Origin of the sequence: Candidatus Uabimicrobium amorphum, assembly GCF_009002475.1 — a bacterium.
In the GTDB taxonomy this organism is placed as follows: Bacteria; Planctomycetota; Uabimicrobiia; order Uabimicrobiales; family Uabimicrobiaceae; genus Uabimicrobium; species Uabimicrobium amorphum.
In genome coordinates this window covers 6362830-6375957 of record NZ_AP019860.1, presented here as the reverse complement: position 1 = coordinate 6375957, position 13128 = coordinate 6362830, and the positions used below count along the sequence as shown (strand labels likewise).

The 13128-nt window shown below is 36.8% G+C and carries 3 protein-coding genes; all 3 read left to right on the top strand.

The genetic code is table 11. The annotated features are described in order from the left end of the window. The first annotated feature begins 9 nt into the window (after positions 1-9). The 3 genes from UABAM_RS22800 to UABAM_RS22790 are packed head-to-tail and all read left to right on the top strand — an operon-like array spanning position 10 to position 13115. Positions 10-2127, top strand: a complete 2118-nt coding sequence (locus UABAM_RS22800; protein ID WP_151970302.1) for a caspase family protein — start codon at positions 10-12, stop codon at positions 2125-2127. A gap of 11 nt (positions 2128-2138) precedes the next feature. Continuing rightward, on the top strand, positions 2139-6545 hold the full coding sequence (locus UABAM_RS22795; RefSeq protein ID WP_173013508.1) for a caspase family protein: 4407 nt from the start codon (positions 2139-2141) through the stop codon (positions 6543-6545). A 12-nt stretch (positions 6546-6557) separates the two neighbouring features. Continuing rightward, complete coding sequence (locus UABAM_RS22790; RefSeq protein ID WP_151970300.1) at positions 6558-13115, top strand: caspase family protein; 6558 nt, start codon at positions 6558-6560, stop codon at positions 13113-13115. Positions 13116-13128 lie beyond the last annotated feature (13 nt).

Sequence of the window (13128 nt, the reverse complement as noted above, 5' to 3'; positions counted from 1 at the left end):
GGAGTTTTTATGTATAAAATTGCGATATTTTTAGTATTGTTCATTTATCCCCTGCTGGCGCAAAATTCAAAAACTAAAGCACTGCTCATCGGTATTAATAAATATGAGAATTTACCAAAGAAATATTGGCTTGATGGTTGCGAAAATGATGTTTCTATTGTAAAAAACATGCTCAAAACGCATTTTTCTGTAGATAATATCACAACTTTAATCAATGAAGAAGCAACACGAGAAACCATTTTAAAAGAACTCGACAAGTTGTCACAATACGCAAAAAAGCCTTCAACGCAAATCATCATTTTTTTTAGCGGACATGGTTCTTTAAAAAAAGATGGTCCTGATGGAGATGAAGCGGATGGTTTTGATGAAACTATTTTAACCTATAACAGTACTCTACAGGGCGAAGGAGATATTATTGATGATGAAATTCATCAAGTATTACAAAACTTAACAGCTCTTAAAGCTCATGTAACCATGATTTTTGATTGTTGCCACTCTGGATCAGGAAATCGTGGCAGTACAAAGATGCGTAATTTGGAAAGACCCTTTTCGCTATTGTCGCAAACAGCAAAGATGGAAGTGGAAAAGCATGAGGCTATTCCAGGGATGGTATTTTTGTCTGCATGCCATTCATATGAAAAAGAACCTGAATACGTGGATAAAATTAGCGGAAAAACATTTGGTCTTCTCACTTTTCACCTTGTCAAAGCAATAGAAGAAGCAAAACAACAAACAATTACATACCAATGGCTTTTTGAAAAGATTCACTCTTACTACGCCCAAATCCCCTGGACACCATCGCCAACATTATCAGGTAACAAACAAAAAATAGTGTTCGCTAAACAATTACAAATCTTACCAAAAATGGCAAAAGTCACCAAAGTACAACAGAGAAAAAAACGCGTCTTTTTAAATCGTGGCTCTTTACACAACTTTAGCAAAGGGTCTATTTTTTGTTTGTTGCCTCCTGATGAAGTCTTAAAAATAGGAACAAATCTTCCGAAGAAATACCTACTAGTAAAGCTTATCGATTGTTCTCCTTTTTCAAGTATTGCTAAAGTCATCCGTAACAAAGGTGACATTACTCATCACTTTCCTCGAGAAATGCATCCGCTACTCAGTAACAATACACATATTAGACATGTAACAAAAAACTGGAAAGCGTTAGAGCTACTACATAACTATGGCGATTTACGACTGCAATTGTTTATAGAGCACGAGTTCTATAATGAGGAACTCCATAGGAAAGCAATTAGTTTTGAGTATTTTACAGCACATCATCCACTATTATCTGCCACATTAAAACAACTTGAAGAGGTAAATGCGGTTAAGATGGTATCAAAACTACAAAAAGCAGATGCTATACTCCGAGTAGGAAAAAAGAAAGCTGCTGTTGTCTGGGCTCAAGGTGACAATATTTTAGATTCTTCTCCTATTTCTAAAAATCATGAGCCAAAAGGGTTTGGTCCTGTTCTCTTAAACAATAGCAAACAAAGTTGTTTGAAGTTAGAAGATATATTGTTACACATGGGAAAGGCATACAACCTCATTACTCTAAACCCAATAGAAGAATGGAACGGGTTTACGGTGGACTTAGTGGATCTTGAGGAAATAGATGAAAGTGATGACATCGATGAGATAGTAGCGATTGATGATGAAATGCCTTCGTTCGAAGATTTAAGGCAAATTGGTTTTTTATTTCATAACAATACCGATAGCGATGTATACCCTCATGTGATTTATATCGATAGCTCGTTACAAATTCAGGTGCTATACCCGCCAAAGTCAGTCCCTGATGATGTGGAAATTTCTGTTGGCCCTGGCCAAAAAAGAATATTGAGTGGCTTAGAGCTAGAATCACTAGACGAAAATGGAAGAGAAACACTCAAAATAATTGTTTCCAGTATTCATCAGGACTTTAGTGAACTCGAACTTCATTCTCTTAGCAAAAGTCGCGCACAAAAAATATCTGAAACAGAACAGACTGTCATTGGTAATTTGTTATTTCAAAGTGTATTTAGTAAAAAACGCTCTACATTTGGTGCTTTCTGTAAAAGGGCTCGTCTATTAAAACAACCACCTCGATGGACAGTACTAACAAAAAGATGGATTACTACTGGCGAATAAAGACAAAACCAATGTCAAAATATTACCTACTACTTTTTATACTAATAGCGACAATACTAGCGCAACAATACACAGATAAGGAACTAGACTCGTGGTTAGCAAACCTAAAGCATCGCGATGTAAATATAAAAATTCATGCGATTAAAAAGTTACAAAAACATCGTGTAGAACGTGCGGTTCCAGCGCTCCTTGCTGCTTTGTATGATACAGATTCCTCTGTGCGTCAAATGGCCTTAAACGCACTGCAAAAAATTGACCGCGATGTTTTTCCTTATGCCCAAAAAATTTATGCGAAAAATGTCGATATGGCTATCGGTTCTTTGTCGTCTTCCCCAAAAAACCGTACACGTGCCATTTCGCAGTTAGTGAACCTAGGAGGCATTAGCGTTTTGGGAACTAGTGCTGATTTTCGCCAAGGGCTTAAGTATGAAAAGCGTCATGCTTTGTTAATTGGTATTAACAATTATGACAATTACGGAAATCTCAATGGACCTCATTTTGATGCGGCGGCGATTGCTTTAGTTCTTAAACAACGTTATGGTTTTGAAAAAGTTGTATTACTTGTTGATAAAAATCCTGACAATGTAGATACTTCTGGAATTACCATTTCTGTTAAAAAAATTACTCGCGAAGTTATCCGGAGATATTTAGATAAACTAGTAAAGAGCGTGAGTCCACAAGATGCCTTATTCTTCTTTTATGCTGGTCATGGCGTTCCAGGACACATCGTGGCTAGTAATTCTACAAAGAAAAGTTTTTTATCTTTGACAAATATTGCATCTAAGTTGCATAAAGCTAAAGCACATCACACATTGATGGTTTTAGATTGTTGTTTTAGTGGTTCGCTGTTACAGGGACACTATCGCCCGCAGTTTTTGGATCTAGCAAAAAAAGAGATCGAGTTTGGCGGTGGAAACAATTTATCACGTGTATTTAGACGACGCACTTTTCAGGTAATCACTGCTGGCGCAGGTAGTGAAGCGGTAGCAGATACGATTAGTGCGTTAACACGCTACGCCAAACTTACCAAAGATAGCCAAGGGCATTCCCCATTCACCGCTGTTTTCCTACAAGCGCTACGTGGTCTTACGGGTCGCGAAGACGGTGTTCAGTTGGCGTCTGATCTTGGATATTACATGGGCTATCAGCTAGTAAATGATAAACGCATAGAAGCTTCACAAGCCCCTCGCTATGGATCCTTAGGTGGCGAGGGGGATTTTATGTTTTTCCCTGCGCACAAAGTCCTAAACCCCAAGCTATTAGCGCCATTATATCTAACCGATAAAAAATATGCACAAATGCGCAGTTCCGGCTGCACATCGTTGCTGGAATTTATTTTGCAAACACCTAAAAAAGAAGATCGCATAGCTTTGGCACGTAGTGCCATACCGCATGTCGTAAAACTACTTGAACCAGACTCGTATTCGCAAAGAGCAGCGATGGCTTTTATTAATAAAATTGCTCAGAGTTATGGTAAAGAGGTGACTCAATTACGTATGGCAATACCACTTCTTACCGCATTATTGGAGCAAAAAAAGCCATATACTGAACTTGTTGCAAAATGTTTGGGAAGTTTGCATATTTACGCCAACTCTAAAGCAGAGAGATCTTTTGAAAAATATCTAATAGAATTACGACGTAATTGGGAGCGAAAAATATCTTCCATGCCGCAAGAATTATTGGTGATTATCAACAATCAAAAAAGACGTATGGAAAAAGACATTTTACAGATCAAGCAATCTGCTAACGAAAAATCTCAGAAAATATTATGTTGCGAGCGTGAACGTTTGTTCTATGAATGGTTTGAAAAAGAAGCGCCAAACGTTTTGAAACAGCATCAACGGCAGTTACAAGATCGTTATAAAAAAGGTAAGTGGTTTGTTGAAACGGCGCGTAAAAAATATCAACAAAAAGATTATTTTGCCGCAAAGTTTATCTCTGCTTGTGCTTTGGGATTTTTAGGAGAAAGTAAAGATTTTCCGCCGCTACTTCGTCAAGGTAGTCGTGAATGGCAACAAGCACTCGATATTTTAAATGAAGAGAAGCCAAGTATATCTTTAGAAAAAAGTTCGGTTGCCCAGCGTCACCATAGTTATTCCATACACCGTTTGTTAGCGCAAAAAAACACTTTGGTTTCGGTGGATAAAGGAAACAATATCAAGGTTTGGCGCAAAAATAAGCTGGCATATCATTTACAAAAAAATATAGCTGTTGTGGATGTTGCGCTTTCACAAGATGCGAAAACCTTAGCTGTTCTCTTCAAAAATGAATTACAGATTTGGGATGTAGATCGTTTTCAACAAACACATTCTTTTCGTTTAGAGCAAGCTCAGAAAATACAATTTACTCACAGCAATGATATATATGTTTTGGTTGGAAACCAGCAGTTATATTGTTATCCGCATGGCGATCGATTCGCGCGTCAAATACACAACCTTCCTCTAGGTCTAGAAAAATTTGTATTTGTAGGAATTAATAAAATCTGTAGCGTAACATCACAAGGCGAAATTATTTTTTATCATTTGCAAACCGCTGTGATTTCATATCCCAAGAGAAATAAAAATTATTTCCCTAAAATAAAGCGTATCTTGCCGTGGCAAAAAGGCATTGTCTGTGTACAAGGCAAACACAAAGTGGTTTATTATGAGCCGAATAAGGTAGAAGTTGTATTAGCAGAGCACCATTCATCCATTTACGATGTAGCTATTTACAACCATCAACTCCTAACGATTACAAAAAATGGCGAATTGTGTATCTTTGATATCAAAAATCAAAGCCTAATAAATAATATATTTCTAGTGTCACCAACATTTGCTATTGCCGCAACAAATGATCATTATTTTCTTGGAACAAAGAGTGGCAAAATCATTTCTTCAAAAAACAGTGAACAAGCTCAAAAGATTTCATTTTCTATTAGTGGTAATCGAAAATTACTTGCGGTTGTTTATAACTCAAAACGCGTTGAATTATGGAATGCACATACATTGATGTACAGAAAAACACTTCCTCTACAGGCTACAGATGTCGCCTTTCACCCTTCCAAAAATGTTCTGGCTTTTTCTACAGATGATGGAAGAATTGGTATGTTTTTAGTAAAAGAAAATCGGGTAGAAAAATATTATCATTGCTCTGATCAAAAAATAACGCGCCTACAATGGTGCTCCAATTGTCTTTTAATACGCGACGATCAAAAAACCTTGTTCATGTGGAGCAAGAAACAGATCAAAGCCCTAGGACGCAATGTTACCAATTTCATAATACACGGCGATAGTTTTGCCTATAAAACAACAACTGGTATAAAAATTTGCACGCCACAACAAGAAAAACACCACTGGCGTTATGAAAATCCTATGACACATCGTCAATTTTTAATGTTTTTGCACCAAAAACTACCACAAGCATGGCCACCACTTCCTAAATTTAATGAAAAGCCACTGAAAATATCGCAAAACAAAAGTTTATGTATAGCTACATTTAGCAATGGGCAAATCCAACTCTGGAAAGATGCTGATCTTTTAACAGAGATCACTACGGAAAGCTCTATTGCTTTGCAGGTATTACAACACGATTCACTGTTGTATACTTTGCATAGCGATCAGTGTATACGCAAATGGCGTATACATATGCCCAGTTTAAAGCAGGAAATTCATTGTCCGTTTGTTGTAAGTGCAGTGTGCTTTACAAATAAAAAAATTATTGCTGGTGATAATAAAGGGTTTTTGCACCGTTATCACTCAAATACATCAAAATGGCAAATAATCAAACGGTGCCATTTGTCGGCGATTACCATGATAAAAGCTTTTGATAATCATAGTATTCTAACAGCAAGCAGTAATGGGGAAATTTGTTTACACAAAACAAACAATGAAAAACGTATTCAAACCAAACAACAAATCGAGGGAATGTTTTTTGTAGGAGATGTGAATACCATACTGGTAGATGGAAAATACAGTAGCAAAATATGGAATTTAAATAGCGGTATGGAAAAGATACATCTTATCATCAATACAAGTGCACCAAAGTCGTGGTGGAACGAAAATCGCGATACACATGTGAGCAAGAAAAATTCACATTTGCAAATACAAAAAATAAATTCACAAAAACATTATTCTTTTCCGTTAAGGAGCGACTTTGTTACCTGTATAGTCGACAATAGCGGAGAAAAACTGGCAGTTGTATACCGCGAACAGGTAGAAGTTTGGCAACCAACTACTTTTCGTAGGTTATGTAACATTCCCGTTCGTTTTCCTGTAAAACTAGCCTTTTCTAAAAATTCGCAAGAACTAGCTGTTGCTCAAGGTAATGCGATTAAAATTTGCAAAGTAAAAATGCCAAATTACTTTACATACACACAGCATTATCAGTTTAATAATCGTGGAGAGATTCGCTTTCACCTAATAAACTTATTTCTAAAATAAACTGGAGTTGTTATGAAACATGCATGTGTATTATTTTTACTGTTACTGACTACCGTATGGGGAGATTTAGGAAAGAGAATTTATTTTGATCACGAGGTAATAATGGCGGGTAAAAAGTCTATTATTTTGGAATCCCCTTCTTCATTTATTAATAAAACACAACTCGGAGATTTTGTATGTGTTGCCCCTGAGTTTTTTAGTCGAGACTTAAAGAAACAACCGCCACAAAAGTACGTTGTGGCGGTTGTCTCAAAGATCTATTCGCCTTTTCGTTTTCAAGTACAACCCCTTAGTGAAAAAGATCGCGAATCTTTTCCCATAAAAAGTTTACTGACAAATCAAGAGAGTTTTATAAATGTAAATGAGCGTTGGTACGCTCTACATGTATCAACCCCAAAACCAATTGTAAAAATTCGCTTCACACAAAATCATGAAGTAATTACTTCACCGCAAGATATACCTGTACCATACAAAAACACATTATCGAAGTTACACCATCGTGAAATCATATCTCTAGCAGAATCCAATGCTCATGTTCACATAAAAATTAGCGATAGTAACATACAAATACAATGGCAAACAATCCGTCTTCAACGAGAGTTTACAGCACAGCAACAAGATGAGTTGTATAAATACTTTGTCAGGGCAAAACGTTACATACATCTGTTAAGTGTGAAAGCACCGCGAAATTTCTCACAGAGTAATGTACGACTTGTAGGATTACAGCAGAATAAGCAAAACTCAAATGGTATTGTATATCAGCAGGCACGGCCTTATTTTCGTTTACACAAGGGTAATATACGATATATGATTGTCGACACAAAAAAGCAGCTTGTAGCTTCAGCATCCGATCAAGATGTTATTCTTTGGGATGCCACACAGTTACAAAAAATTTGTTCGTGGGACATAGATGACCGTGTAAGTTCTTTGTGTTTTGATGAGCAACAAAATTTGTACTGCTCTTTACAAAAAACGGTTGTACTTTTGCATCGCGAAGGTTCGATCTCTCCTATTTTTAAAACAAAAAGACGTATTCGATATATTAATATCTTAAATAAAAAAATGTTGGTTCAAACGGAAAGACATGCATGGCTGTGGGATTTAAACAAAAGTATTTCTCTAGGGAAACTGAAATTCCCCAATGTGCTTTTTATCGATGATACAACCTGTATTTCTTACGAAGATGATTACATCGCATTGATAGATCTTCTAACAATGAAAACCATATCCGATATAGAGTTGGATGATGATATCGAGGAAAAGTATGGTTGGTTGACTATTTCCTCCAATAAAGATGAAATCATATATGCCAATACTAACCGAGATATTATGCGCTGCAAAATTCAAAATCGCCAAATTATAGCGCCTATTTTAGTTAGAGTGTCAAATAAATTTGATTGGTTCATTGTCGATTCTCAGAATAACCTACATTTTTGGAATCGATCTACTTTTGGCCGTAGCAATTTTGGAAATATTGTTTTGTTAGATGGTAATCGTAAAGTCTATACTAAAGGATCGGCTATTTACTTTGATTCTCCTGCAAAAACAGTCGAACTTTATCCTAATCAGTTTGTAGGAATCGAAGCAATAGAATGTAAAGGTTTTTCCCCAATGGTTATCTATTGGGACAAAGATTTGCAACCACAAATTGTCAATACAGAAAAACCTAAACAAATTGATGAAAGTCGATTTCTTATGGCTACTCAGAAAATTCAACAATCAGGGGTTATACGTACTTTTCTTGCCTACGGTCAAGTTAATTGGCAAGATGTTCTCAGCGAAAATCAGAAAAGCAAAGCCATCATAGTTAGAAGACCTCGCGAATGGAATGTTTTTGATTTGCACTGGAAGGTAAAAACACAAAAACCTCATGTGTATCAAGAATCAATAACGCAATATAAAAAACAGTGTGCCGTTGTAGTTGGTATAGGAAAATATCAATTTTCGGATGAATTTCCAAATTTAAAAAATCCTGCCACGGATGCACGAGCGTTGGCGAATTTACTAAAAACTAAGTTTCATTTTTCTCAGGTAATAGAACTTATCGATAGCGAAAAGTCGATTAACGCAGAAAACATTTGGCAAAGTCTGGAAAAATTAAAAAACGATTCTCCTGATGCGTTATTGTTTTTTTATTCCGGTCATGGAATACCAGGATATTTTGGTCCTACACATGATGGGAGCTGGATTTCCTATCGGAAATTAATTGGAAAAATCAATGATTGTGGTGCGCGACATAACCTATTAATCTTGGATTGTTGTGCCAGTGGAAGTATTTTTAAAACAGCTAGTCATCCACAGAAAACACACCCACAATTTCCTTATACAAGTAGTTTTAGACGTGTGTTTTTGTCAAGAGGATTTCAAGTAATTACCTCTGGAACAGGTAACGAAAAAGTTCTCGATTACGTCGAAAGCTCACAACGTTATTCTCCCTTTGCCCAATTGCTTTTTCAAAAATTACAAACACCTGCTTTACATGGACGTCTTTTAGCCTCGGAACTTGGGCAATATATTTATAACAAGCAAGTTAGCGAAAATGAGCAAAATGTTCTCCAGGCAGCTAACTACAAACGTCTATACAACAATAACGGAGAGTTTACCTTTTTTTCAAAGCCCACGTTTCCCGATGCAACAATCGTTCAAGTACTCAATAGCAAAGATTCGCGACTAAACCCATTGAAGATCTCCAGCTGTAAAATAATTGAACAGCGTATATTGAACGAAAAAAACACTGAAAAAAGAGAACGTCTTATCCAATTGATCATACCAGAATTGAAAAGTATGCTTGGTGAAAAAGACTTGCAAGGCTCTGCCATAGAATTGATTGCCAAACTCGCAGAACAAAAGGTATCTTCGGAGTTTTCTATGGTGATTGATGACATTTCACAGTTATTAAATACGCGAGAAGATTTGAGTAATGTCGCTTTAAAATGTTTAGACAAAATACGTATGTATGCCACAAAAACAACCGTTAGTCATATGGAAAAATACGTTTTGTCTATGCGACGCAATCAAAATATTTTGCGTCTTATGGACAATTCATTCTTTTCTAAACAACAACGAAAGGCTATGGCGAAAGCCGCAATGTATTCGTTGGAAAAACAAAATACCGTAAAACATTTTTCGGAATTGTTTGATGAAGTAATGTCTTATCAACATTTGCTAGCGCATCAAAAACACTATCGCGAAAAGATAAAAAAACTGGAAAGCGAAGGTCGAAGACTAGCAATGCGCGCAGCGCAGTTGCAGAAAAATAAGCAATCCTTTCCTGCAAAAATGTTCGCGGCAAAAGCAACGGGATTATGCGGTTTTGCCGAACAACGACTCGATCAGAGTTCTAGTGATTGGCAAGATGCATCTCAAGTCATTTTTACACCGCAGCAGCACCTCTCTGGAGGACAAAGTGTACGTTTGTTGTGGCAAAGTCCGGTATCGCGACATCATGATAAACCCATACGTTATTTATTGTGTTCAGAGGACAACAAACGGATTGTTTCGGCATGTGAAAATATGATTAAAGTGTGGAACTGGCAGCGTAAAACTGTCGAGGCAACTTTTTACCAACCGCAAAAATCTATTTGTGCGCTAGCGTTTTCAGATAACGTTGTCATTAGTGCGCAAGAAGATGGTTCTCTTACTGTGTGGTATATCGATACACAAGAAAAAGAAACGTGGAGTACCACCTTGAATTTTCGCATAAGTGCACTCGCAATATCTCCCGACGAAAAATTTGTCGTGGCTGGAGATTACAATGGACAGATTTTAGTGTGGGAGTTGAACACACGAAAATTATATGCGCAACGCAAAATTCATTTATCGGACATCAAGCATATTATATTTAACTCCAAAAACGATCGTTTTATTAGTTGTGGCAGCGATGATAAGATATATCAATTACAGACAGGCAACGGTAAAATAGAAGAGCTTTTTCAATACAATAAACAAAACACTTCTATTTTAGATATTGCCTTATATCGCGGGAAAATTGCCACTATTAGCGAAGATCAAGTAGTACGCATTTACACCGAAGGAAATAGCACTCCACAAATGCTGTTTCATAGCAATGGTAACCATCACTTTATTCGTTTTTGTGAACCAAACTACATCTTACTTGGTGGCAATAAAAAAATTCAAATCTACGATCCAATGTCGGGAATTGCGCTGCAAGAATACAACTACACAGAACGCATTACCGCTATGATTCGCTACTGTGATACAAGCCTTGTGATCCATCGCGGTCATGTTAAAAGGAGTACCCAATACAATTTATTATTAGGAACGAACATTGGCATCATTGACACCATAAACGTGCATAAAAAATCTTCTATATTCGCAGAAAAAAAACATGCTCATAGGACTGTCGAAAGCGTTGTTTTTCACCCGGATGGCGAAACAATTTACACCGGAAACGTTACTGGTGAGGTGATCAAATGGAATTTACCAACACATACACATGAAGTGATTGCGCGATTAGACAATAAAATAATACAACTAGGAGTAATAGACTTTCCTTTGCAACAAAAGACACAGCTGTTCATTGCGAACCAAAGTAAACAATTGTTGGTGGTGGATGATAATCGCAATGGCAAAAAACATAAAAAAACCTTATGTCACAAAGCGCAAATAGCCGATTTTTGTTTTCTGCCAGATAAACAAAAGGTAATTTCTGTCGATCATGTAGGAACTTTGAAGTTATGGCAGGCCCAAGATAAATACCAATTTGTCAAAAAGCAAGATCTAAACGATGGTATACTAAGCTTGGCCACGGCAAAATACCCCAAACCTTCGCGTGATAAAGGTGCCAATGAAAATTTTAACATAAAGTTGTTCACTGGTCATGCTTCGCGAATAAACCTATATGAAGTTTCGCTGCCAACTTCAGAAAAAAAATTACCAGAAGAATTCGTAAAATCACAACGGGAAACAGAAATAAAATACGAGAGTTCTATTGAGACCAACTCCGCCGTATTGTCTTTATGCGCGAATGAAATGTTTTTAGTAGCCGGACTTGCAAATGGTGAAGTGCTTATTTTTGAAAAAATAGACCCTGAGTTCACGCAAGAAAAAGCGTTTAAAAAAATAAAAACATTTACACATGGCGGACGTATTCGCGTTGTGAAAATTTTTGGCAATATTCTTGTTAGCGGAAGCACAAATGGGACCATTCAGATTTGTGATATAAATAGTAAAGAGATTATCGATACCATTTATGCGCATGAAGGTTGGGTGAATGATATTGATTTTAATTTGGCCAACCAAATGTTGGTATCCGTGGGGGCAGATGGATTTGTAAAACTTTGGGACCTAACAATCCATTTGCAGATCGGTAATTATAATGCCGATTATTATGAATCTGAAGATTTAGAAGATTCGGAAGATACGATGTCGTCCATTAAACACCTTGCCATTTCACCAACATCATCAATGATCGTTTCGTATCATCAAAGCCGTACTTTAGTTATAAGTGACGTGCAAATGCGTTTTTCTCCAAAAAGAATCAATACCGACATTGATGTAACATGCATCGCTTTTCGCCAAGATGGAAAAATATTCGCATGTGGCACTATGCCCGGTTATGTTTTCGTCTATGACCAATCCGGCAAACTGCTCGCAAAATTCTCAGCTCATAAAGATATGATAAAATACATTACTTTCAGTAAAGACGGTAAAACCATGAGCACCACAAGTGAAGATCGAACAATACATATTTGGGACTACCAAAAATGGGAGGCACCGGTTATGTCTCTACCTGCGTATGCCCCCTATTCACCGCAAGAAAATCAAAAACGTGTCTCCAGTCCTGATGGGAGAACTATTGCTTTGATAAACACTGACAATAGTATTGATATCGTTCGCGAAGGAAAACGTTTTCCCTTTCATTTTGCCAAACAATCGCGCAACATTGATCACGTTGCCTTAAGTTCGCATAACCAAGGTTATCCCCAAATCTTAGCATATTCTCAAGGGGAAATCATACATATTTGCAATGTCGATTTGCAAAAAACATTTGTGACCATAAAAATAAAAAACATCGCGACGCTTGCTGTTCATCATAAAGGTACTTTACTGGCCGTAGGAAAAATAGATGGCGACATTGATTTGTATGATATACCTGCGATTCCACGATACGCAAAATATCTGAACAATAATATTTATTATTTTGACAACGAACACTTGCGTTTTGATAACACAAACTCACTGTTAACACAGAGTAAAAATTTTGCTTTTATGTCGTTAAGCCCTAACAAACCATTGGCCATATCTCTACAAAAAGACATCTCTCTACAAGAAAAAAATCGTTTAAAATTTTGGCTAAATATGTATATTTGGTCTTGTCCAATTCCAGGAACAATACCAACGCAGGAGCAAATAAAATCGCAGGAACAAATAGATTGGGGCGGATTATACATCACAAGTTTGTACAATTCTTTGCCAAAGAACAAAGAGACACTCGAAATGATCTATCATATGCCTTCAACAGGGATCCAGATTGAGGAGTATGAGCTTGAGGAGTATAAGCTTAAGCTTGAGTCTGAGAATATGCCTGTTGACTCTACAGTGAAATAACCATTACCCAACG

Excerpts from the sequence above, each read along its gene's own strand:
- UABAM_RS22800 (WP_151970302.1), top strand. The coding sequence starts at position 10 with ATGTATAAAATTGCGATATTTTTAGTATTGTTCATTTATCCCCTGCTG.
- UABAM_RS22795 (WP_173013508.1), top strand. The coding sequence starts at position 2,139 with ATGTCAAAATATTACCTACTACTTTTTATACTAATAGCGACAATACTA.
- UABAM_RS22790 (WP_151970300.1), top strand. The coding sequence starts at position 6,558 with ATGAAACATGCATGTGTATTATTTTTACTGTTACTGACTACCGTATGG.